Raw genomic sequence first — 24,303 nt, 5'->3', positions numbered from 1 at the left:
AATGACAATAGAAATGATTGGCCATTCCCCTCAAATAACCCATCTTCAGCGGGTATTACCGATGATTGCCCTGAGTGATGCCAGTGTGCTGATTTCGGGTGCTACCGGGACGGGCAAGGAGTTGGTGGCGCAAAGCCTGCATCAGTTGAGCCGACGCTCAGATAAACCCATGGTGACCATTAACTGTGCCGCTTTGCCGGCGCAGGAGGCTGAAGTGGATTTGTTTGGACGTGCCAATGCTGCTGGTGAAGTGATTGAGCCGGGACGATTACTCGCCGCACAGGGCAGCTCGGTGTTTCTGGATGAAGTGGATGCCTTGCCATTAAGCGTTCAGGCCAAAGTGTTGCGATTTCTGGAAGCCGGAGAATGCCAGTTAGCAGGCAGTCATAAATTACATGTAATTGATGCACGTATTCTGGCCGCTACCAGCGTGGATTTGCCAGCTGAAGTCAAGGCTGGGCGATTCCGGGCAGATTTATATTACCGTCTGCAGGTTGTACCTCTGGAGTTGCCACCATTACTGCAACGCAATGAAGATATACCGCTGTTGTTAACGTATTTTGCCAAACAATTTGCCGGCAACAATGCACCACTGCGCTTTGCCAAAGAAACCCTATATCAATTACAACGCTATGATTGGCCAGGAAATGTCCGTGAACTATCCAATTTCTGTCAGCGGCTGAGTTTATTGCAGCCCGGCAGCATGGTGCAGCTGGCAGATCTGCCCGCAGAAATGCAGCAGAAATCTGCATCTGCCACCCAGCAATTTCATATTCCGCCAGAAGGGATCGATCTGGCGCAGCTGGAGCTGGACCTGATTGAACAGGCACTGGAAATGGCTGCCGGAAATCGTTCCAAGGCTGCCAGACTGTTAGGCATTACCCGCGATACGCTGCTTTATCGCATGCAGAAATACGGTCTGTCTGACGAAGCCAGATAATTATCAGCCTGGCCTTGTCTGTTTATCTTTCATCGCCGCCTCAACCCGTAGGGCTGGGACCATTTTTCCGACCAACTGTGTTGGGAATAAATTTATGCTGAACAACGACATTGCAACATTTCCGCCTTGATGGACAAAAAAATAGCTTTCAATAGTGGTGGCAATGACTGATCAACAGGTCCTAGTCCGTGCGAAAAAAGTGCCGATAGTTTACAGTAGCGGCACGGCAATAAATGAGTAAACAGGCATGAAACAGTATCTCGATTTACTTCGCGATGTGATTGAAAATGGCGTCGATAAAGGCGACCGGACCGGTACCGGTGCCCGGTCCGTTTTTGGACGGCAGGTTCGTTATGATTTGGCGGAAGGCTTTCCCTTACTGACTACCAAAAAACTGCATATTCGCAGTATTCTGCATGAGCTGCTGTGGTTTCTCAGTGGCGAAACCAATATTCGTTATCTGAAAGAAAATGGCGTATCAATCTGGGATGACTGGGCGACACCGGACGGTGAACTCGGCCCGGTTTATGGCGCACAATGGCGAAACTGGCAAGGAGCTGATGGTAAAACCTATGATCAGATCCTGGCGTTAGTCGAGGGACTGAAAAATAACCCGGACAGTCGTCGTCATATAATCAACGGCTGGAATGTTGCCTTATTACCAGATGAAAAACAAAAGCCCTGGGAAAATGCAGCGGCGGGCAGAATGGCGCTGCCACCTTGTCATGTTCTGTATCAGTTCTATGTGGCCAACGGTAAGCTCAGCGCATCTTTATATATTCGTTCAAATGATCTGTTTCTCGGCAATCCTTACAACACAGCCTCACTGGCTTTCCTCACGCATATGCTGGCACAGCAATGCGATCTGGATGTCGGTGAAATTGTGCTCAGCATTGGTGATGCGCATATCTACAGCAATCATTTCGAGCAGGTCGAAACGCAATTAAAACGTACCCCGGGGCCATTACCCAAGCTGAAAATTCATCGTAAACCGGCTTCGATACTGGATTATCGATTCGAGGATTTTGAGATTGTTGGTTATGAAGCGCAAGCGCATATCAAAGCACCCATAGCCGTATGATCGAAAAAGCTCAGAAACCACTCTATATCGTCTGGCAGGACAAATTTCTGCAACACGAATCGATCATTGATGAACAGCATCGGGGCGCAGTGGCGATCATCAATTCGCTTCATTATTTTATCCAGCAAGGTTTTACGCTGCAGCAGCTAAAACCCACAGTACATATATTGAAGAACTATCTGAATTTTCATTTCATGACAGAGCAGGGAATTTTAGAAGCTTTGGAATGCCCATTAATGAAGCAATACAAAGCGGAAGCGGAAAAAACCTTAAGAGACTTTGATGCCTGCTATTTACAGGGTATTTCAGAAGCCGATCCGACGGTATTATTGATTTGTCTGAGAAACTGGTGGCAGCAGCATCTTGAACTGCATGAAAAAATTACGCCGTTTTTGCATGAATGGAAAGGTGATTATTGTCGGGTAACGACATAAATACGTGATTGCATCATGGGTCTGATTACGCTTAAGACTCTTTTAAGAATAAGCTAATAGACTGAGAATAGAACGGGTTGAATTCAAGGAATAAAGCATGACACAACAAAGTTTAAAATCTTATCGAGTTTGGGATAGACCGGTCAGGATCTTTCATTGGGTAGCGGTGTTAACGTTTATCCCGATAGTCGCTCTCGGTTTGGTGATGATGTTCAGCCGTGACTTAGGTATATCGAGCGAAGATAAAGTGTTGTTAAAAGCACTCCATATCTGGATTGGTTATGTGTTTTTTCTGAATATCGTTGTCCGCATCATCTGGGCTTTCTGTGGCAATCGTTTTGCCAGATGGAAAGCCATTTTGCCGTTCGGTAAAGTTTATAAAGCACAGTACGCTGCTTATCGTGAAGCAGGCAAAACCAAGCGTAAAATCAATTTCCTTGGTCATAATCCGCTAGGGCGCTGGAGCGTTATGGTGATGTTGTTTTTGATGACAGCACAAAGTGTCACCGGTTTGGTATTGGGCAGTACCGATCTTTATATGCCACCGTTTGGTTCGCAGATAAAAGCCTGGGTGGCACAGGATGAAGCGTCCATGGCGTTGATTGTGCCGGGAGATAGAGAAACCGGTATTAATCCCGAGGCTTATCAGGAAATGCGTGATTTCCGTACGCCGTATCGCAGCTGGCACACTTACTTTTTCTACTTGTTGATAATTTCAGTTGTGGTGCATATTGCAGCGGTTATCAGAGCCGAGAAGAAAGAGGGCAGTGGCCTGACGTCAGGCATGATCACCGGTAATAAGGTGTATTCTGAAAAACCGTTTGATGCGGATTAAATAAGCCGTTAAGCTGAATGGCGACTGGTCACCAGTCGCCTGGCCCGGCGTTTTTGTAACCAGCGAATCAGACCGGTCACAAATAATATTAATGGTAAAAAGCCAGCAATAAACACCAAAATCCGGCCGGTCATGCCAAACACTTCGCCATTATGCAGTGGATGTAACCAGTGCATTAACACATCACCACCAGTGTCCTGTTTGGTGTCACGAAGTGCCAGAATCTCTCCCGTTAATGGATCAATCCACACTTGAGTTCGGGGAAAACGTCGACTGGGTTCACCCTCCTGATACAAAGCTATCCGCCAGGCTTTCTGATTATTTAACCCTGGTGTTTCAACCCAACGTAATTCAGCTTGGGGAAATTGCTGTCTGGCGATTTCGACCGCTTGATCAGCCGTAATTCGCGACGCATTTTCTGAATGATTTAATGCAATTTTCGGTGAGCTGCTTAGATCAGAAAATGGCTTAACCAGCATGGCCGTTTGATCCGGCAGAGCGAGTGCTGCACCGGTCAGGCTTAAAATCAGCAAAAACACTAAACCATAACTACCAGACAGCACATGCAGATCGTAATTGAGCCGGGCTTTCCCTGAGCGAAGCTGCGGTTTTAATGCCTGTTTCAAACCACCCCAGCCCGGCCACCACAGCCAGATGCCGGAAATAAACGAAATTAAAGAAATCAGCCCGATAATGCCAATGGCGATTTTACCGGGTTTTTCCAGCAGCAGACTGTAATGCAAATCGTAAATCCAGGTCATTGCATAATCGCCCCACAAACGGGAGCTGGTCACCTCCAGCGTGACCGGATCGACTGTCAGCATTAATGGCGCAAAGTTTTTTCCAACCGATTCAACCGGTGTGTAATAGCGCGCCATAATTGGCCAGTCATCATGCATTGGCTGTTCGATACGCCACGGATCGGTGCGCCTCGGATGCGCCTGTTGCAGGGCATCAAGAATGTCCTGTTGGGCAGGCATTTCATAAGGAACCGTTGTCGGTTCAATCTGCGGATTGATGATTTGATCGATTTCCAGATAAAACACCAGAATACTGCCGGTCAGCCCCAGTAATACCAGCAAGGCACCGATACTCAGACCGAGAGTTAAATGAATGCTCAGCCAAGTGCGGCGGGCGTTTTTCATGGTGAGGTTTATCCGAATGACGTTATTGATTCGCTGTCGAATAGTGACAGCGAATCAACCAAAAAAAGTAATGGGCTAGAAGTCTACCTGAACCGAGCCATACACAGCACGCCCATCACCCGGTGAATGCAACGATTGCGTGCCATCAAACCACACATATTCATAATAACGATTTGCCAGATTTTTCAATTGCAGTTCCAGGCGGACTTTTGGCGTTACGGCATAACTGGCTGACGCATTCATTAAAAAGAACTGACCAAATTCACGGGTGCTATTGGTGCGTTCCAGATAATAGCTGTCCTGAGCCGAAGTCCAGAAAGATAATCCCAGTTTTTGCGTGGCCTGATAATCGACACCGGCATTAAGCAGATAATTGGGTACATGGTCAATTTCCTGACCTTTACTTTCCGGTGACACGGAATCTGCTTTGAGGATTTCTGAACGTTGCAGTGAGGCGGCAAACCATAAGGCAAGCTGATCGGTTGCCTGAGCATTAAATTGCAGATCAATACCCTGACGCTCGGTTTTACCGATATTTTCACTGCTGTTATTCGGATCATTCAACACACGCCGAGCTTCATTGCTAGCGGTTTGCTGCCAGATGGCCACCCGTCCATCCAGCCATGAAACAGGACGGAATTTAAAACCGATTTCAAAACCTTCATTAATGGAAGGATCCAGATCACGGTCATTATCAACCCGATAAGTACCGGTCCCAACTCCAACCTGGAAGGTTTTGCCCCAGTTGGCATAAGCGGCGTAATTGTCGGTAAATGAATAAACAGCGCTAAATTTAGGTTGATGAATCAGACCATAATCGTTGATATCAAAACGTTGATCGGTAAGTTCATTGGTATAACTGCCATGCAATGATTCCACACGATAGGCCGGCACCAGTTTTAAATTTGCGGTGGGTTTCACCACGGCCTGCACAAAGGCACCATAGATATCCAGATCAAATTGCTGACCTCGCGTCTGGCTCTGTCGAATACGTTGGTTGGTTAGATAGCGATCACTTTCGTTATCCTGAAACTCGGCACTGACACCGCCCATCAGGGCAAACTCATTGGCCCAGTCGACTTCTGGCCGCCAAGTCAGTGTGCTTAATGCACCAATATGATTTTCCTTGGTATAGCGTTCCTGTTGCGAGACATTTTCCGAGAAGCGTACATAACGCCGGTCGTCAATCTGATTGAGGTAGGCTTTGGTTTCCCAATACAGTTCCTCATTCAAATCAATATCCATATGCGCACTGAATTGATTCAACTCGCGATCGCCCTGATCGAAGGCATTATGTGCCGGTGATTGTCTGTCATCATCGCGGGATTGAGCATACGTCAGATAGCCGGCTTCTTCGGCATCGGCTTTATGATGACGGGCAATAAAACCAAAACGGGCATTGCCACTTTCCGGAGTGAAAAACCATTTACCGGCAAACGATGATCGCTGGGTATCACTGTGATCACGATAGCCGGTTGAATCCAGATAACTGGCGGTGTAATTCTGTGAAAACAACCCATTATCAAACCCGGCAGCGTATTGCACATTGCGGGTATCAAAGCTGCCATAACTGGCACGGGCGGTCTGATAATTACCACCAATGCGGGTAATCACATCAGCGTTACCGGCGATATTGTGCAGACCATAACGTGGATCATTGGTGCCACGCACCACTTCAATCGCCTCGATATCCAATGGATTGGTCAGCTCCAGATACGGCATATTGCCGTCATTGCTGTTACTCGGAATGCCATCAATCAGCAGCTTCACGGCGTTGATTTCACCTTCACCGTTAAAACCGCGTAACGAAAACTTGCCCGAGACATTGCCCTGATTAAACTGGGTCAGCATGATGCCCGGCATTTGCCCGAATATCTGCCAGTTATTGGTCACCACCTGATTCTGGATTTTCTCGGCACCCAGAATATCCACCGAAGTGGGTAAATTGCGGGTGGAAATCGGGCCGCTAGCCCCACTGACCACCACGGTACCCAGTGTCAGGCTGGCATCATCCAGCAGGTTTGAAGTCTGGGCATAAACGCCATTGGCATAAATCACGGCAAGCGCAATACTGATCGGTTTAAGTGTTTTGGTTATCGTCATAATGTGGGTCGCATCTTATGAATGGGATGGTTTTACAATCCCAAAAGCATAACGATCTGCTTGCCAGCAAAAATGGGTGATATGCATTAAGGGTGTGGCAAAAGCCTTAATTTAAACCAGTTTACGCTAACAATGCCCCAATTCAGCTAATGAAGTGGTTTCCGCATCACCAACAATAATATGATCCAGCACCCGAATATCCACCAGCTCCAACGCACTGCGTAACCGTTTGGTGATTTGAATATCCGATTGACTCGGCTCCGCCACACCTGAAGGATGGTTATGGGCAAAAATCACTGCCGCCGCATTATATTTCAATGCCTGCTTAACCACCTCACGCGGATACACACTGGCCCCATCAATGGTGCCCCGAAATAACGGCTCAAAACTGATCAAGCGATGCCGGGTATCGAGAAACAGACAGGCAAAGACTTCATGAGGAAAATGGCGTAACTGGCGTTGCAGATAGAGCCGGGTAGTTGCAGCGTCAGTAAAGGCATTACCTCGCGTCAATGTCGATTCCAGATGCCGCCGGCTCATTTCCAGCACCGCCTGCAACTGCACAAACTTCGCCGTACCCAAACCATGTTGCTGACAAAACGTGTGATGATCCGCTTCCAGCAAAGCTCTCAGACTACCAAAATCAGCCAGCAGTTTTCTGGCTAAATCGACAGCCGAAATTCCCGTCACACCGGTTCGAAGAAAGATAGCCAGTAACTCGGCATCCGATAATGCTGCTGCGCCTGATTGCAGCAATTTTTCACGCGGCCGTTCACCTGCCGGCCAGTCCCTGATTGCCATGATTCGCTCCCTGCGATGTCATTTAAATGACAATTTAACGATAACGCCTGATAAATACAAACCGGTTTAGGAGTGAGGGTTGTCACATCTCCACCCAGACTGGTTGTCTGGATGATAATTCTCCTAAATAGGTTATTTCACTGAATGTCATAAAGTTGTCACACTGTCACTTTATTCTCCACGAATCGGTTCTGATGTTCCGGTTAGTCTGAGAATTAAATTGTTTCTGATTTTCAGTACTAAAAGATAGCTAACACAACTTTAAGCGAATGAAGGAGTTTTAAGGTGAGCAAACTGAAAACAGCACTTACATCTATCGCCCTTGCAGGTAGCCTTGCTGCTATTTCTGTACCGGCTATGGCTCGCGACACTATCAATATCGTCGGCTCTTCCACTGTTTACCCGTTTGCAACGGTTGTTGCGGAACGTTTTGGTAATCAAGGCGACTTTCCTACCCCTAAATTGGAATCAACCGGTTCAGGTGGTGGTTTGAAAATTTTCTGCCAGGGCATTGGTACCAACCATCCTGATATCACTAACGCTTCACGTCGTATCAAGGCATCTGAGCTTGAGTTGTGTAAGAGCAATGGTGTTGAAGAAATTACCGAATTCCGTATTGGTTCTGACGGCATCGTCATCGCCAGTTCAAAAGAAGCTGAGCACATGGATTTGACACTGCAGCAATTGTTCCTGGCGCTGGGTGAAAAAGTGCCGGTTGATGGTAAGTGGGTTAAAAACCCTTATCAAAACTGGAGCGATATTGATTCCAGTCTGCCAAACAAAAAAATCGTTGTAATGGGGCCTCCTCCAACTTCTGGTACACGTGACTCATTCAATGAATTAGCGCTGGCTGCGGGTTGTGACACATTACCGGAAGCTGCTGAACTTGCTGAAGAAGAACATGCTGCGATTTGTGAAAGCATTCGTGAAGATGGTGCGTTTATCGAAGCGGGCGAAAACGACAATCTGATCGTACAAAAGCTGGTTGGTGATAAAAACATCTATGGTGTTTTCGGTTACAGTTTCCTGGAAGAAAATGCTGATCGTCTGCAAGCAGCTAAGCTAGATGGCGTTGCTCCAGAACCTGAACTGATTGCTGAAGATAAATATCCAGTTGCCCGTTCAATGTTCTTCTACGTTAAGAAAGCACACATTGGTGTTGTTCCGGGTATCGCTGAGTATGCGGCTGAGTTTGTTAGCCCGGCGGCAATGGGTCCTAATGGCTACCTGAAAGATGTCGGTCTGATTGTGCCAACACGTGACGCATTGATGGACCTGCAGAAGAAGTTGAAAGAAATGCCTAATCTGACTGCAGATGATCTTAAATAATTAATAAGTTCAATGGTATAACAAGGATACGAATCATTTTAGATGGTTCGTATCCTTTCCATTTCAGCAAGGTAGAAATAAACTCGTGCTTTTAAAGAGTAAAGCTTTAAAAAATCCCTTAGTAGCAGATAGGAAATAGCATGCAACCCGCTAATCTGTTTTTTTTAACCCTGGCACTTATCTTTACCGCTTACGTGCTGGGGTATTTTAGATCAAAGGCATTGGCCAGACCGTTGGGCGGCGTTCGCCACCTTAAGTCTCTCCCCGGCTATTACGCTGTTCGTGCTGCGTTGTGGTGTGGCATACCAGCCCTCATCATTCTGGTGTTATGGGCCTCATTTGAAAACCAAATCATTCAAATGCTGGTTCTCGGAACGCTGGCACCAGAAATTGTTCCTGCCTCTCCCGGTGAAGCCAGTCTATTGATGTCGCAAATCAATAACATTGCCAGTGGTGCCTTGTCGTCAGGTTCGGTTGACGCTTCACTGGTCAATGCGGCTGAGTTACTTACGAACCTGCGACAAAACAGCAACACTTATATGACAATGTTAGTGCTCTCCATTGCTGTACTGGCGGGTTTTGTGGGCTGGTATCGGATACAGCCGAAGCTGAATGCCAGAGAGCAGGTTGAGAGAATTCTGCGCTGGTTTTTCTTTTCCTGTGCTGCAGTGGCGATTATGACCACCGTCGGCATTGTGTTTTCTGTGTTCTTTGAAACTGTCCGTTTTTTTGGGATGGTGTCTTTTACCGATTTCTTTTTCGGCACCAGCTGGAGTCCACAGGTCGCGCTTAGGGCGGACCAGGTTGGTTCAGGCGGTGCTTTTGGCATGATTCCGTTGTTCACTGGTACGTTGCTGATTTCGGCAATTGCGTTGCTGGTAGCCGTGCCAGTTGGGCTGTTTTCCGCTATCTATCTGTCGGAATATGCCAACAAACACGTTCGTAGTGTGGTGAAGCCTTTGCTGGAATTGCTGGCCGGTGTTCCCACAGTTGTTTATGGTTTTTTTGCTGCTTTGACAGTGGCCCCCTTCATCGCTAATTTTGCACAAACACTGGGTATGAATGCTTCTTCCCAGAGTGCACTGGCGGCAGGTCTGGTCATGGGGATCATGATTATTCCTTTCGTTTCGTCGCTTTCTGATGACGTCATTAATGCCGTACCTCAATCGTTGCGGGATGGATCGCTGGCATTGGGCTCTACCCAATCCGAGACCATGAAAAAAGTCATTTTCCCAGCGGCATTGCCCGGCATTATGGGGGGAATATTGCTGGCGGCTTCCCGGGCTATCGGTGAAACCATGATTGTGGTAATGGCCGCGGGGCTTGCCGCCAATCTGACGGCGAATCCGCTACAGTCTGTCACCACTGTGACGGTCCAGATTGTGACCCTGTTAATAGGTGATCAGGAATTTGATAGTCCCAAAACACTTGCTGCGTTTGCGTTAGGTGCGATGCTGTTTATCGTCACGCTACTGTTAAACGTGATTGCCCTTAAGATCGTTCGTAAATACAGAGAGCAATATGATTGATCCTAAAAAACAGGCAGAAATTGTCCATAAATCGCTGAAAAAACGCTACCGAAAGGAGAAGCGTTTCCGGGCATACGGCATTCTGGCCATTACCATTGCATTAGCTTCGCTGATAGTTTTATTCGCGGATATTATTAACAAAGGCCATACCGGTTTTCTGAAGACAACCATTACCCTGGATGTCGAAATGAACGCCGAGACGATGTATCTGGAGGATCCCACCGATCCAGATGCAGTGCGTATGGCCGATTTTGTAGAGCCTCTGATTCAGAGTCTGTCAGAAATATTGCCAGAGGCTACTGAGGAAGATCGGGGCAAACTGCGCGGCCTGATTAATCCGTATGCATCGAGTCAGCTTCGGGATGAATTGGTTGCCAATCCGGACTGGATGGGCACAACCCAAACCATTACCTTTCTGGCGCACAGTAATGTTGATGTGTACAACAAGCATAAAGGCAATGAGGCTTATTCCATTAAGTTGTCGGAGGAACAGCAGCAGTATGTGGATAAGTTACGCGATAAAGGCGTCATAGAAACCAGTTTCAACGACGTGTTTTTCACCAGTGGCGATTCACGTGACCCTGCCAGAGCCGGGGTGCTTGGTGCTATCGTCGGTTCGCTGTTAGTTATGTTTGTCACCCTGGTATTGTCATTCCCTATCGGTGTGGCGGCGGCGATTTATCTGGAAGAATTTGCCCCGAGAAACAGGATCACCGACTTTATCGAGGTCAACATCAACAACCTGGCCGCAGTACCATCGATCATCTTTGGTTTGCTGGGTTTGGCGGTGTTTATCAATCTGTTTGGCATGCCTCGCTCTGTCCCGTTTGTCGGTGGCCTGGTACTCACATTGATGACGCTGCCAACCATCATTATCTCCAGTCGTGCGGCGATCAAAAGTGTGCCGCCTTCAATCCGTGAAGCGGCTGAAGGAGTGGGTGCCTCTAAAATGCAGGTGGTATTACATCACGTATTACCGCTGGCGATGCCCGGCATGCTGACCGGTTCGATTATCGGTATGGCTCAGGCTCTGGGTGAAACAGCACCGTTGCTGTTGATAGGTATGGTGGCCTTTATCGTTGAAATTCCCGAAGGGTTCTTTGACGCCGCTACTGTGTTGCCTGTGCAGGTTTTCTTGTGGGCAGGCAGCCCCGAACTGGCCTTCATTGAACGCGCGTCGGCGGCCATTATGGTGCTGCTGGCATTCCTGTTAAGTATGAATGCATTGGCTATCTGGTTGCGCAAGCGCCTTGAACGCCGTTGGTAATGGAGAAAACAATGAATATGAACGATACGCTTATTAGCGAACCTTTGGAGCCACAAGAAATGAGTACACCTGTTAATCGCCCTGTTGAGGATGCTGGTGCGCAGTCTGCGAAAGTTGAAGAAGGAAAAACAGTCGGTAAGCCGTTTGCGGATGATCCCAAGTTTAAGCTTCGCAACGTGGAAGTGTTCTATGGACAAGAACGCGCCATAAAAAATGTCAGCTTGGATATTGGTCGTAATGAAGTTATTGCGTTTATCGGACCTTCGGGTTGCGGTAAATCAACATTTCTACGGTGTCTTAACCGGATGAATGACAGCATCGATATTTGCCGGGTTAAAGGGCAATTAATGCTCGATGATGAAGACATCTACCATTCCAAAAAAGACGTGGTTGAATTACGGGCCCGGGTAGGCATGGTATTTCAAAAACCGAACCCGTTTCCAAAGTCGATCTATGACAATGTGGCCTATGGCCCGCGAATTCATGGGCTCGCCAATCGTAAGTCGGAACTGGATGACATTGTTGAAGACAGCCTGCGTAAGGCGGGTTTATGGAATGAAGCGAAAGATCGTCTGCATTCCATTGCCACAGGTATGTCAGGCGGTCAGCAACAGCGTTTATGTATCGCCCGTGCCATTGCTGTTAGCCCTGAAGTGGTTTTAATGGATGAGCCATGTTCAGCACTTGATCCCATTGCCACAGCGAAAGTTGAAGAGTTAATCTCTGAATTATCAGAAAGTTACACCATTATTATTGTGACGCACTCTATGCAGCAAGCCGCCCGGGTATCCAGCCGGACTGCGTATTTCCATCTGGGGCACCTGGTAGAAGTTAACGAAACAAGCAAGGTGTTCACGTCTCCCGAGCATGAACTGACCGAGTCCTATATTACTGGCCGTTTCGGCTAAGCCACACTTTTACGTGCTTTTGGAGAATTTTGCTATGAAGAAAGATAATAATAGTGTCTACGGAGGTCACACGTCTCATGAGTTCAATGAAGACCTTGCTTCCCTGAATGCCGACTTCCTGAAAATGGGCTATATGGTCAGAGACCAGCTTACAAATGCGATAGCTGCACTGATGGATGGCGATGGCTTTAGGGCCGATGAAGTACGCAACAATGATAAAATTGTCGATAAGCTGGAGCTGGAAATTGATGATGAAGCTGTCCGTATCATCGCTCGTCGTCAGCCGGCTGCTATAGATCTTCGTCTGGTGATTGCCGTGATGAAAATGGTTGCTGATCTGGAGAGGGTCGGGGACGAAGCCAAGAAAATTGCCAAATCAGCTTTGGCATTATCCGAGGAGGGTCAGGCTCCCCGTGGTTACGTTGAAGTTCGTCATATTTCTAATCACGTACTTGAAATGCTCAACGATGCCCTGGATGCTTTTGCCCGGCTTGACTCCGAGCTGGCATTACGGGTGATGAAGGAAGATAAAATAGTAGACGAAGAATACAAAGCGGCTACCCGGAGCTTACTGACTTTCATGATGGAAGATACCCGTAATATTTCTCGCTGCATGTCAGTGATGTGGGTGTTGCGGGCGCTTGAACGGGTGGGCGACCATGCCTGCAATATTTCTGAACATGTCATTTTTATGGTTGAAGGCGAGGATATCCGTCACACGCCCGTAGAAGATACAGAAAAACTCGTTGGCCGCTAATAACTCACGAAAAGCTGCAGGAATTTATCATATTCCTGCAGTTTTTTTAAGTTCTGAAACGCTATTTCCCCTTATCAATAACCCTGTTTTTTAATGAACATTTATTAGTTTAGTTAAGCATATTTTTCAGTATTTGCCAGTATGCCTGGATCAAAAGCGGCAATGGCTGACCGCTTGAACCCATCAGGCTAAATCCACAGCCGAAATCCCATTAAACACCAGCATAAAGTTAAGATACCCAGCAGCTCGGCATCCGATAATGCCACCGCATTTGATTGAATCAGCTTTTCACCTGTCGGCCAGTCCTTGATTGACACAAAGAAAATCGCCAGCGTAAATCAACCGTAATGAATCGTGAATCATTTACGATCCATTATTTTGGTTATAGTTGCCTAAATATAAGTGATTAATTTTCAATTGCTTAACATCGATGGATGGATTTGCTAAATAATTATGATCCATTCTCATTAATAATTATTTTGAGGTCGCAGACCTTATTAACAGACTGTTATGGATTGTAGATCATGACCACTAACGAAGAAGATGACGTCTTAGAAGGCTGTGCAGGCCTTCCAATAAAAGCTGCTATGCACCCTTTTTCAGTTGATTTTTTGGCCGGCTGTAAAAAGTTTGCTGAGCTTGCAAAGCAAACCGATAGCGAGAAGGAAGTCATGATTTATTCCACATCTAGTATCGTTAATGCTGCCTGTTACCTGGAAGCCAAGCTTAACGAAGAGATTGCGATATCACGAATGTTTTTTAATGAATGCTCACGGGAAGGAAAGCGCTGGGGTGAAATAAAGGAAAGTGAGCGGCATACTTCTGTTCCAGAAAAATGGAACAGAATTTCCTCCCTGACTGGGGGGCGCAAATGGAGTCATGGAGAAGCCCCTTTCCAATCATTTGAAACGATCACATCATTAAGAAACGAACTTGTGCATTATAAGGGCGACCTGCTTGGTAAGGACGAAGCCCCATCTAGGAGAATTGAAGCACTAATGAGACAGCTAGGTATTAAAAGCGAGGCATCATGGGGTGAAGATGAATGCTCTAGCTGGGTTACAGATCTTCTTTCAAACCCCGATGTGGCTAGATGGGTCGCAGTTAAAATCACCTCATTTGACCGGCAATACTATGATCTTATGCACAGAAAACCATAACAAGTTGCTGTTTCGGATCGCCTTATGCGCCCGCAAAGCAAAGCGTTAGGCGATGGGGATTGAAATTACATGAGCTTCTCTGAAGAAGAAAAAAACATTATTGAGAAGTATTTCATCGACTTTACTTCGGCATTAGAAGTGCATTTAAGAATCCATAAAGGAAAGCTCTCTGATTATTGGGGCGGGATTGATAAAGATAAATTCAGCACAATCATATATCTCACCCGTGACGGTATGGTTGTAAGGATTATTCCTAAGTGGATTGGTGCTCAGGTTTCAACCAAAAGGAATGTAAGTTTCGCTCAAGCAGCAATAGCAAAATGGAATAACAACGATTTTAAGTCAGGAGATAAGGTTGCTGCATCAGCTATTGCGAAGCATCTAGCGGGGAATGCTAAAATGCAACTTGGTGTAGAAAACAATGGAAATTTTTTAAGAGTTATTCCTACAGAAAAAGATAGCTCCTTTATTGCCTTGGCTCCTCTGCTTTTAAAGGGGCTATCCACTGCTCAGGCAAAACAGGTACATGAGAGCCCCGGCTATAGAAATTTTGAAAGCCCTCCACCAACGCCCCCTTGGATAGTCAGCATAGTCTCTTCGTCAATAGGCCTAAATGTTCTTGCTGGTCTAGATGAGGATCCTTATATCGCTGCAAAAGGAATAGCCGATATTATTTTCAAAACTGCTGGTATAACTGACGAAGATCCAGCTATTATTTATCGAAAAGCCAGAAACCGTTTAGAAAAAAGTATTGCCGCGATTAATTCTGAAAACGAGAAAGAAATCCAAAAGGTCATCGAGGAATACCCCTGGATTTTACTTGATGAAGTAGATTATTCAGCTGTGGATCCAGAAAAGACTTTGCAGTATGTGGAGAGAACTGCTGGAGATGATGGAGTAGTTTCAGAAATAGTTAGAAAGGTTCGTCCGGATTTTATTTACGAAAAATATGACCAGTCGTCGCTGGTTGTAGAAATTGAAGCAGCTAGCAAGAGACTTTTAGTAAAAACAAAAGAAACACATTACCAACTTCCCTCAGCGCAAGAAGTAGCAGCTCAATTTCAAATACAACATTATAAGCATATATGCTCCGGACCGTTTGGTAGCCAAATTAATGCGTATCTAGAAAAACCTGATGATTGGATCTACAACTATTTACTTGTTGTGGGAAGTGATAAACAGCCTGATTTTGACCGAAGATCTTGGAACTTGTTACGGGAGTTTATGAAACCTCACGGTATAGTTTTACGTGACTGGGACTATTACATTGATCGATTGGCTCGATTTGAGGCTGCTGCAACTACAGCTAACACAACAAAATTATGAAGAGTTTCAAGGTGTCAGCAAACTTGATATTTTAGTCAGTTAATAATCAAAGATTGGAAGATATTTGGTGTCAGAGTAAAAACTCGTTTCCCCCTCATAGGTTTTTATTTATTAAAATCAATCAATTATAATCTGTTGCTTTTGCATTCTGTGCATTTTAGGAAAACTCTGCGGCAGTCTGTCCGCTGGAATCTTGGCTGGTTGTGGTCAGTGATGTTGAGCTGGATTAGTCCTAGCTCGGCAGTTTTGAATGTAAAAGTGTCTTTTTAAGCCGATACTTCCGACTTAAGGTGCCAACAAGTATTATCTTTCAACTAAGCAGTGTCAGTGGTGGGTTCAGATGGATTTGAAGCGAATTACATTATGCGAGTGAGAAAAAGGCACCACCAAAGAATATTATTCAGCTCAGATAGAGACACTCATCACCGGCATCGATTATGGGGTCGGTTATTCATTCTGATGATGCTCATTCTGGTAGTCACAGCGATTTATCAGGTTTATAAACCGTTGCCGTCCGGCTTGAATATGTTTTCTCAGGCCCGTCCCGCCACCGAGGTGCAGTTTCTGGTTGACAGAACTTACACCGACGATGATGGCAAACGCTATATGGATCAGCAGATATTCGACAGCATTTTTGAAATGATTGCGGATGCCCGGCGGATCGTGCTGGTGGATATGTTTCTGTTTAACGATTTTCAGGGGCAGCTGACTGAAACCCACCGGCCTTTATCAGGCGAATTAACCGCCGCTTTGATTGCTCAGAAACAGCGCTATCCGGAACTTGAGGTCAGGGTGATTTCTGACCCGATCAACACTATATATGGCGGTCGCCCCTCACAGCATTTTGCTCAATTGGAAGCCGCTGGCATTCCCGTCACTCTGACTGATTTGACCCGTTTGCGTGACAGCAACCCTGCGTATTCTGCTATCTGGCGACTGTTCATCCAGCCTTTTGGCAATAGTGAAGGCGAGCTGCTGCCCAATCCATTTGGTGAGAGCCGGGTTTCGTTGCGAAGCTATCTCGCTATGTTTAATTTCAAGGCGAACCATCGTAAGTTGATCATTGCGGATAAGGGGCAGGATCTGACGGCTCTGGTGACTTCGGCCAACCCGCACGATGGCAGCAGTGCTCATGGCAATGTGGCATTACGTTTCAATGGCGCTGCTGCCTGGGATCTGTTTGCCAGCGAGGCGGCTACGCTGGAATTTTCCGGTGATGTCCGTCCGGTATTGGAATTGCCGCAAATGTCGTATGTGACCAATACTGAGCTTACGGTTCAGGTACTGACCGAACGTGCAGTCGAGCGTGCGGCACTGGCGCTGATTGATGAAGCAAATACGGCTGAACAGTTGGATATGGCGATGTTCTATCTGTCTGATCGTGACATTATTGAAGCGCTTAAACAGGCAGCTGGGCGAGGGGTCAGGTTGCGTGTATTGCTTGATCCCAATAAGGATGCATTTGGCCGGGAGAAAAATGGTGTGCCTAATCGGCCGGTGGCTCATGAACTAATGCAGGCGGGTGCTACCGTTCGCTGGTGTGATACGCATGGCGAGCAGTGCCATGCCAAATGGCTGATGCATCGTGGCGCTGAGGGGCAAAGTATGATGTTGCTTGGCTCAACCAATTTAACCCGGCGTAACCTGCACAATCTTAATCTGGAAACCAACGTCATTCTGAGCGGTCCTGCCGAGGCCGAACCACTGCAACAGGGCCATAGATGGTTTGAAGAGCGCTGGAACAACCTGGATGATCGTCATTACAGCGTGGATTATGCAACCTATGCCGACGAGCGGTTTTGGCCACGCCTGCTTTATCGCGTGATGGAAACCACCGGACTTAGTACGTTTTAACCTTTTTTTAGATTAACAAACTCAGTCACCTAACGAGAATTCATCAAATAACTGCACGGCTGATACTGGATCACGGGTATCGAAAACATAACTTTTGATCGTTCCGGTGCCGGTATCCAGAATGGAAAAGGTGGTCAGTTCATTACTGGTGACAAAAGGCAATGCCGGAAACGTTTTATCCAGTAGGTTCATCGGACTGAAAATGCTTGGCAATGTCATTTTCCGGCCATGTGGATCGCCATTGGCAGCGTAATCTGCAGAATTCCAACGTGAATTTTCAGATTTCAGTTCAGCCCAGAAATTGGCTTTAGCAGCACGGTTATCATGCGGATAAGCACCACTTGGGTCGGTGAAATAAGCGCCCATGGTATTGCCGACATTGGATGTTTCCAGATAATGCATATTACCGACCTTGGTACGGTTCCACAGGTGTGAGTGGCCAATCTGTACCAGATCAACGCCATGTTTTACCAACAGCGGCTCTATATCCCTTCGCCAGATATCGTCGCCGAGTGGATAGTGATAACGCACTTCACGAATTGATGACAGTTTTGGCTGCACGATGTTTTGCCAATCTGCCGGGCTGATGGGAAAGCTGAGCTCAGTAACCTGTTCAGTATTAGCATCATCAATTTCTATAAGCTGCATTAGCGGATTGGCAAGCACCGGGACGACATTATCCCCCAGCCCGAAAATGCCTTGATGGGCCAGCACCACTTTATATTTCGCCTGTTTAAACGCTGCCGATTGCAACACGCCTTCCAGCCATTGGTATTGCTGTGACTGGGCATCAAAACGCTCGAATATAAATTCGCCGAATCCCCATGCGTCCGGTGTTTGCAACTCTGATAAGGCTTCGACAAACATGCTGCGGTGTTGGCCGCTTACATTCCACGAACGCCAGATCCGGGAGACATTCATTGAGATAAGAAACACATCGCCGAATGCCATGGCGTAATATTCCTTGCCGTTTGGCCCGTCATCCGGAAATGAAAACACCTCCAGATAGGTTTGCTGATTATGCGAGTTATCCAGAATCCATTGCGCTTTGATTTGTGGGTCGTTGTCAGGGTTAATTTGCTGTTTTATCTGTTCATAAGCGATTTCGGCATACCAGCGGGGTTGTGGATCATTAAAACTGTTATTCATTCGATGATCGGCCTGTTGTGGCAGAAAACGCCCCATCACTTCATGGTTGCCAATAGCAGCAAATAATGGGGTGTGTTGCAGAATTTCACCACCCTTATAGGCCGAGTCAGATCTGATTTGCCGATAACGTCCCTGCATGGTGGGGAAAAATGGCGGTGCCCCGTCTTGAATTTGATCGAACCATTCAGAAGCCCGATCCGGGATATTCACCAGATCCCCTGCGAAGAAAACAGCATCGGGTAAACCAATTGTTTCGACGACTTTTTGATAATTGGCAGGGGAGTTGGCTTTGGATTGCAGATCTGAGGTGAGCAGAATTTTCAGCGGCTGATTTTTCTGTGGCAGCGGTGTGAGTGTAAAGCTTTCGCTGGTCAGGGTTTGTCCATCATTGGTAACGCTGGTCACCAGGTAATTAACACGGGCGCCAGAGGACAATCCGCTTGCCGTGGTTTCGTGGCGATAAACTTTTCGGGTGGTCAGCGTCTCATAATATGCTTCTGGTTGGAATGAATCCGCATCCTCAAACATCCGGGTCATTTTGCTGGTATTGGCATCAGCAACCTGTCCATCACCATAGTGCAGTTGATGGTTTTGCCCTTCAAAGTTGGTAAACCAGACCACATTGACCGAATCTTCGGTGGGTAATTGTAAAAACGGATCGCTGAGAAACTGCTGTTTTGTTTCAATGCTTTCCGGGACGTTTTTGGCCACTGTTTCTCCTGACGTATACAAACCTGATAATAGAACAAACCCTGAGATGATCAGGCTTGACTGTGTTAGCTTCAAAAAATTCATACAACACACTCTGGGATAGCGTTTAGGGGAGTTTCCCTAAGCAGTATCAATAAAGCGTGTTACCAATCGATGATCATGGATTGGTTTAACTGACCAGGTCAGTTGAAATCAGTAAATTGTCTCATGGAGATGAACACCGCTGAAAACACAGACAAATTCACATCCTCAATAAGACCACGGCCAGGCCTGCTGATAGCGATAACAGCATTGGTATTAATACTCGAAGCCCGATTCTACGGTTACCTATGCTGAGTGCCAGGCTGGCCTTGAAAAGGTTGTTGACCATGGCGGCGATAATGATGGCCAGAACCGCTGTGGTGGCAGTTAAGTCATCACGCGCCATACGCGTCAGCGATAAAGTAATGGCATCAACATCGGTCAGTCCGGAAACGGCTGCCAGCAGATAAATACCTGCATCACCCATCAGATTCTTCATCCACTCTCCAAGCAGTAAAATCACTACCAGTAACAAGCCGAACAGCAGGGCTGCCCGCAGTTCCAGTGGATTCTGTCCCTTGGGCTGAGTCACGTTTCCCGATCCGGCATGTTGCCACCAAATCCAGGCCGCGGCACCGTATAAAAGACTGCCCATGATGATGACCGGGAGCAGCAGATCTTTCAGCAATGGCGGGTAAATCAGCGCGGCGTAAAGCAGAATCCGAGGGAACATGGTGCCACAGGCGATGAGAATGCCAGCGGCTAGTAGCGGGCTAAGCTGAGTTGAGTCTGACTGGCGAGAAAGACGGGAAAAATGCAGGGTCAGCGCGGTGGATGAGCTGAGTCCGGCAAACAGACTAGTGAACAGTATGCCTCGTTCCGAACCACCGAAACGCATGGCAAAATAACCGATGAAACCAATTGCAGCAATGAGCACAACCAGCCACCAGATTTCTCTCAGGTTCAGTACATTACCGGGCCCAAAACCCTGATCAGGTAATAATGGCAGTACCACTACCGATATCAGCAAAAGCTTCAGGCCTGCGTCCAGTTCATTGGCTTCTAATGTCTTCAGGAAACGATGAATGGACTCTTTGTTGTCCAGAATTATTGCTGTGACAACTGCCGCTGCGGCGGCAATCACTGGTTGTCCTGCAACCACCAGCGCACCAAAGCAAAAAGTTAGCATCTGGCCGACCCAGCTGGTGATGCTGAAATCCTGTTGTTGCCGGTTTTTAATCAAAAGCCCGGTCATGCCTGCCAGTCCAACCATAATTAGCAATATAGCGGGTATCCAGTCACCTAATTCCCGGCTGAGCTGAACTGAAAGACCGCCCAGCAAACCAAGCAGGGCATGGGTTCGGATGCCAGCGACACGTTGCCCAGCGGCTTTATCCCTGGCGTGCCAGCCATGTTGCAACCCGATAAGGGTTCCCAGAGCCAGGGCAATGCCGAGTGCAAACAGATCCTGGCTGACCGTACTGAGAAAATCACTCAGTTCGTACATAGTCGTTCATCCTGGTTAGTGACTCAGTTTCATTATAAGCATGCGATCTTAGGATCCAGTAGCAATCTCACCACAACGATAAAGCAAGGACTGAAAAAAATACAAATAACAGTAAACCAATTAAATGGAGATATCCGATACCCGTAAATAAAAATCTGATGCAACTTAGGGTATGCTGAAGAAGTCCTGTTTTTTAATACTTTTTTCCTTGTGTTTAGATGCAGCTTACAGCTTAACCAATTTAAGGAGACGTTATGGATATCGACTTTACCGGTGAATATTTGGTGAATGATCAAGATGTGACGTTTTATGCCATCGTCAATAATCAGACGGTGGCGTGTATCGTCTCTACTGCTGCCTTAGACGAGTTGGCTGACCCTGACGATCACGAAGATGCTGAAACACTGTTTTTGGATCATCAATACAAATTCGAAGAGATTGCTGAGGGCTTGATCCTTAACCATAAGGTCATTGACGGTGAAATTCATATCCATCGTGGTGAGCTCGACTAAGTTTTATTCACTGGGTTGGGCGATGATTTTTTTGAGGCTGTTCAGAGGGGAGGCGATCTGTCTGCTTTCAGTATGACAACCGTTTCTGCATTACTGAGGGACATCCGCCATTGTCGACTCTGTGCTGAAAAGCTGCCGTTTGAGCCTCGGCCGGTTGTGCAATTTCATCCATCTGCACGAATCCTGATTGCAGCACAGGCGCCTGGCAGAAAAGTGCATGAAACCGGTATTCCATTTAACGATGCCAGTGGGGACAGATTGCGAGCCTGGCTGGGCCTCTCACGGGAGGTATTTTACGACGATCGTCGGATTGCGATTCTACCGATGGGATTTTGCTATCCGGGAACCGGCAAGTCCGGCGATTTACCGCCACGACCAGAATGTGCTCCGGCATGGCGTGAGACTTTGCTGTCACAGTTTGAAGATCTTCAACTGACGCTGGTAATTGGTCAATATGCTCAGGCGTATCATTTTCCATACAGCAAAAAGACGCTTACCGAGAACGTGTTGGATTGGCGAGAAACCTGGCCGGATAGGGTGCCATTGCCTCATCCAAGTCCGCGTAATAACCGTTGGTTGAAGAATAATCCCTGGTTTGCAGAATGTTTATTGCCGGATTTGCGTCGTCGAGTGGCAGAGGTCCTGTCGGATTCGGAAGAGTAAAGGTGATTTTGCCTGTTTTATCTGCCAGAACAGCATAATTGAATACTATATAGTGAACGTATAACGCTAAAATGTAATGAATTTGCTGATTTTACTCAGTGTGATGCCCGATCTGGAAATAAGAGGTACAGATGATGAAACCACTACCAGATAATATCGTTGCTTATAAACGTACACCCGAATTTGACGAAAGTACGATTCCAACCGGCTTGCTGAATAGCCATCAGACTAAAGAAGGCGTTTGGGGAAAAATCGTCGTGTTGAGTGGCAAGCTGCTTTACACCATCCAGCAGCCTTTTGAAGAAATAGAATTGGATTCAAATAGAGTTGGCGTGGTGGAACCTACCGTCCTGCATCATGTAAAACCGATGGGGCAGGTGAGTTTTTTTGTCGAGTTTTATCAGTAGCGGATCACTCTACGCAGACGATTTATGTAGATTCACAGTGCCCGGATTTGCCTGGCTTTACCGCCTTTGCGGATCGGCATGACATGCACCATGCTCAAGTCAAGCCTGATGCCCAGCCTGGTTCCCACCGATAAACTATTTCGGAATGACCCGGACAAGGTCAACACAAACTCGGCTCCAGCGACTTCTTCAACCGTTAATGTCAGCAGGTTGATTTCACCTAAATGTCTTGATTCAGTCACCTGGGCATGAAAATCATTTTCCTGTGATATGTCCTGCTGTTTGATTAAGGCAATGCCATCACTCGGAATCACCCAGTTGACTGGCTGACCTGCAGGAATTCGTCCTTTATCACGCACCTGTAAAACAGGTTGTTGGGTTGCTTTCTGACCGTCACCCTTCCAGCGTAACAACCCTTTTCCGGGTGGCTCAGTTGGGCCGATCCACTCTCCCAGAAAGCGATTATGTATACCCACCAAATCAGCAACACGGGCATTACGCGGCGCATTGTAAATATCCGAAGGTGTTCCCTGTTGAAGGATTTGGCCGTTATCGATGACCACCAGCTGATCAGCCAGCAGTCGTGCTTCATTCAAATCATGGGTGACCAAAATAATTGGAATAGCTAAATCACGTCGTAAATCGGCCAGCAACCGATACAGACTTTGACGGTTCATCTGATCCACTGCCGAAAAGGGTTCATCCAGCAGCATTAATCTGGGCTCCCGAGCCAACGCTCTGGCAACGGCCACCCGTTGTTGCTGACCACCTGACAAATCCGCCGGTTTACGGTGTTGTTCTGCGTGAGTTAGGCCAACATGATCAAGCCACTGTTTTGCTTGTTTAGTTCGTTCGGCTCTTGGCAGATGTAATAACGGCAATGAAACATTTTCAATCGCATCAAAATGCGGCATAAGTGCATAGTCCTGGAACACCATTCCCACATGGCGACGCTGCGGCGGCAAACAAATATGGTTGTCGGTATCACACCATATTTCGTCACCGACAATCACTTTGCCATGATGTGGTTGCATCAGTCCCGACAAAATTCGCATCAACGAGGTTTTGCCTGCGCCGGAAGGACCAACCAATGCCAATAACTGTCCGGATTCACATTGAAAGCTGCCTTTCAGAGGCATAGGCTGTGACTGTTCTACCGAGACGTGAAGTGCTGGAGATGTGTGTGTCATCGTCTTACCGCCAATCGTGCCGAGGCAAAAAACGATGCCACGACTGCGGTCAAAGAAAGCGCCAATAACATCATCGCCATTTGATTGGCACCTTCAAGATCAAACGATTGCACCCGATCATAGATGGAGATGGCGATGGTTTTGGTTTCGCCGGGAATGCTGCCGCCGACCATCAATACCACGCCGAATTCACCCAGCGTGTGCACAAAAGTCAGCACCATGCCTGATAAAATGCCGGGCCAGGCCAGCAATACCTCGATGCGCCAGAAACTCTGCCATTTGCTCAGCCCACTCACCGCAGCGGCTTCACCCAACTCTCGGGGAATGGCTTCAAAAGCCCGTTGAATCGGTTGTACCAGAAAAGGAATATTAAAAATGACCGAGGCAATCACCAGACCGGAAAAATTGAAGGTAAGTTGGATACCAAAGGTATTCTGCATCCATTGGCCGAAGGGTGAACCACCCCCCATGGACACCAGCAGGTAGTAACCAAGCACCGTGGGTGGTAATACCAGTGGTAATACCACTAACCCTTCTATCCAGGCTTTATAACGAACCTGAGTGTGTGCCAGCCAACGGCCTAACCACAGTCCGAAAGGCAGTAACACCAGTAAGGTGACAAAAGCCAGTTGCAATGAAAGTGTTAAAGCCTGCCAATCCATTTAACGTTGCTC

22 protein-coding genes are annotated in these 24,303 nt (G+C 47.1%); 15 read left to right on the top strand and 7 right to left on the bottom strand.

Annotated features, from left to right (window positions below; translation table 11 throughout):
- Nucleotide 1: 1 nt before the first annotated feature.
- From B2W60_RS12635 to B2W60_RS12620, 4 genes are all read left to right on the top strand, one after another.
- Nucleotides 2–940: a sigma 54-interacting transcriptional regulator gene (locus tag B2W60_RS12635; RefSeq protein ID WP_292361284.1), complete on the top strand. Its 939-nt coding sequence runs from the start codon at nt 2–4 to the stop codon at nt 938–940.
- A gap of 247 nt (nt 941–1,187) precedes the next feature.
- Entirely contained in the window at nt 1,188–2,021 is an 834-nt protein-coding gene (locus B2W60_RS12630; protein ID WP_292361283.1) for a thymidylate synthase, read from the top strand.
- Entirely contained in the window at nt 2,018–2,455 is a 438-nt protein-coding gene (locus B2W60_RS12625) for a hemerythrin domain-containing protein (RefSeq protein WP_292361282.1), read from the top strand. The genes B2W60_RS12630 and B2W60_RS12625 overlap by 4 nt, the downstream gene beginning before the upstream one ends.
- Nucleotides 2,456–2,552: 97 nt before the next feature.
- On the top strand, nt 2,553–3,290 hold the full coding sequence (locus tag B2W60_RS12620; protein ID WP_292361281.1) for a cytochrome b/b6 domain-containing protein: 738 nt from the start codon (nt 2,553–2,555) through the stop codon (nt 3,288–3,290).
- 8 nt (nt 3,291–3,298) lie between these two features.
- On the opposite strand, the gene B2W60_RS12615 is transcribed toward B2W60_RS12620, so the two are convergent.
- The 3 genes from B2W60_RS12615 to radC all read right to left on the bottom strand — a co-directional run bounded on the left by B2W60_RS12615 (nt 3,299) and on the right by radC (nt 7,339).
- On the bottom strand, nt 3,299–4,435 hold the full coding sequence (locus B2W60_RS12615; RefSeq protein WP_292361280.1) for a PepSY-associated TM helix domain-containing protein: 1,137 nt from the start codon (nt 4,433–4,435) through the stop codon (nt 3,299–3,301).
- Between the two features lie 75 nt (nt 4,436–4,510).
- Nucleotides 4,511–6,538, bottom strand: coding sequence for a TonB-dependent receptor (locus B2W60_RS12610; protein WP_292361279.1), 2,028 nt, complete (start codon nt 6,536–6,538; stop codon nt 4,511–4,513).
- A 126-nt stretch (nt 6,539–6,664) separates the two neighbouring features.
- Nucleotides 6,665–7,339, bottom strand: a complete 675-nt coding sequence (radC, locus tag B2W60_RS12605) for a RadC family protein (RefSeq protein ID WP_292361278.1) — start codon at nt 7,337–7,339, stop codon at nt 6,665–6,667.
- A 285-nt stretch (nt 7,340–7,624) separates the two neighbouring features.
- Here radC and B2W60_RS12600 point away from each other — a divergent pair, with 285 nt between their 5' ends.
- From B2W60_RS12600 to B2W60_RS12565, 8 genes are all read left to right on the top strand, one after another.
- Nucleotides 7,625–8,668: a substrate-binding domain-containing protein gene (locus tag B2W60_RS12600; protein WP_292361277.1), complete on the top strand. Its 1,044-nt coding sequence runs from the start codon at nt 7,625–7,627 to the stop codon at nt 8,666–8,668.
- Nucleotides 8,669–8,808: 140 nt separating this feature from the next.
- Nucleotides 8,809–10,197, top strand: a complete 1,389-nt coding sequence (gene pstC / locus B2W60_RS12595; protein WP_292361276.1) for a phosphate ABC transporter permease subunit PstC — start codon at nt 8,809–8,811, stop codon at nt 10,195–10,197.
- The gene (gene pstA, locus B2W60_RS12590; RefSeq protein ID WP_292361275.1) at nt 10,190–11,464 is read left to right on the top strand and encodes a phosphate ABC transporter permease PstA; all 1,275 of its coding nucleotides are present in this window, start codon (nt 10,190–10,192) and stop codon (nt 11,462–11,464) included. Before pstC ends, pstA begins: the two co-directional genes overlap by 8 nt.
- Before the next feature lie 11 nt (nt 11,465–11,475).
- Nucleotides 11,476–12,372, top strand: a complete 897-nt coding sequence (gene pstB, locus B2W60_RS12585) for a phosphate ABC transporter ATP-binding protein PstB (RefSeq protein ID WP_292361274.1) — start codon at nt 11,476–11,478, stop codon at nt 12,370–12,372.
- A 34-nt stretch (nt 12,373–12,406) separates the two neighbouring features.
- Nucleotides 12,407–13,129: a phosphate signaling complex protein PhoU gene (gene phoU, locus B2W60_RS12580; RefSeq protein ID WP_292361273.1), complete on the top strand. Its 723-nt coding sequence runs from the start codon at nt 12,407–12,409 to the stop codon at nt 13,127–13,129.
- A gap of 524 nt (nt 13,130–13,653) precedes the next feature.
- Nucleotides 13,654–14,289, top strand: coding sequence for a hypothetical protein (locus B2W60_RS12575; protein ID WP_292361272.1), 636 nt, complete (start codon nt 13,654–13,656; stop codon nt 14,287–14,289).
- Between the two features lie 69 nt (nt 14,290–14,358).
- A complete protein-coding gene (locus B2W60_RS12570; protein ID WP_292361271.1) occupies nt 14,359–15,615 on the top strand; it encodes a Shedu anti-phage system protein SduA domain-containing protein in 1,257 nt (418 codons plus the stop codon).
- A gap of 459 nt (nt 15,616–16,074) precedes the next feature.
- Nucleotides 16,075–17,469 carry a phospholipase D-like domain-containing protein gene (locus B2W60_RS12565; RefSeq protein ID WP_292361270.1) on the top strand — a complete coding sequence of 465 codons (1,395 nt, stop codon included), beginning with the start codon at nt 16,075–16,077 and terminating at the stop codon, nt 17,467–17,469.
- 21 nt (nt 17,470–17,490) lie between these two features.
- Here B2W60_RS12565 and B2W60_RS12560 read toward each other — a convergent pair whose 3' ends face one another.
- Entirely contained in the window at nt 17,491–19,329 is a 1,839-nt protein-coding gene (locus B2W60_RS12560; protein ID WP_292361269.1) for a metallophosphoesterase, read from the bottom strand.
- 241 nt (nt 19,330–19,570) lie between these two features.
- Nucleotides 19,571–20,857, bottom strand: a complete 1,287-nt coding sequence (locus B2W60_RS12555; protein WP_292361268.1) for an MgtC/SapB family protein — start codon at nt 20,855–20,857, stop codon at nt 19,571–19,573.
- Between the two features lie 254 nt (nt 20,858–21,111).
- Here B2W60_RS12555 and B2W60_RS12550 point away from each other — a divergent pair, with 254 nt between their 5' ends.
- From B2W60_RS12550 to B2W60_RS12540, 3 genes are all read left to right on the top strand, one after another.
- On the top strand, nt 21,112–21,369 hold the full coding sequence (locus B2W60_RS12550; RefSeq protein WP_292361267.1) for a DUF1488 family protein: 258 nt from the start codon (nt 21,112–21,114) through the stop codon (nt 21,367–21,369).
- Nucleotides 21,370–21,441: 72 nt separating this feature from the next.
- Nucleotides 21,442–22,032 carry a uracil-DNA glycosylase family protein gene (locus tag B2W60_RS12545; protein WP_292361266.1) on the top strand — a complete coding sequence of 197 codons (591 nt, stop codon included), beginning with the start codon at nt 21,442–21,444 and terminating at the stop codon, nt 22,030–22,032.
- A gap of 131 nt (nt 22,033–22,163) precedes the next feature.
- The gene (locus B2W60_RS12540) at nt 22,164–22,439 is read left to right on the top strand and encodes a DUF1971 domain-containing protein (RefSeq protein WP_292361265.1); all 276 of its coding nucleotides are present in this window, start codon (nt 22,164–22,166) and stop codon (nt 22,437–22,439) included.
- A gap of 32 nt (nt 22,440–22,471) precedes the next feature.
- Here B2W60_RS12540 and B2W60_RS12535 read toward each other — a convergent pair whose 3' ends face one another.
- Both B2W60_RS12535 and modB read right to left on the bottom strand, forming a co-directional pair.
- Complete coding sequence (locus tag B2W60_RS12535; protein ID WP_292361264.1) at nt 22,472–23,629, bottom strand: ABC transporter ATP-binding protein; 1,158 nt, start codon at nt 23,627–23,629, stop codon at nt 22,472–22,474.
- Entirely contained in the window at nt 23,626–24,291 is a 666-nt protein-coding gene (gene modB, locus B2W60_RS12530; RefSeq protein WP_292361263.1) for a molybdate ABC transporter permease subunit, read from the bottom strand. The genes B2W60_RS12535 and modB overlap by 4 nt, the downstream gene beginning before the upstream one ends.
- Nucleotides 24,292–24,303: the final 12 nt, after the last annotated feature.

This window comes from Methylophaga sp. UBA2496 (assembly GCF_002341635.1).
Taxonomy (GTDB): domain Bacteria; phylum Pseudomonadota; class Gammaproteobacteria; order Nitrosococcales; family Methylophagaceae; genus Methylophaga.
Note: the sequence above shows the minus strand (reverse complement) of the source record. Positions and strands in the feature narration are given on the sequence as shown.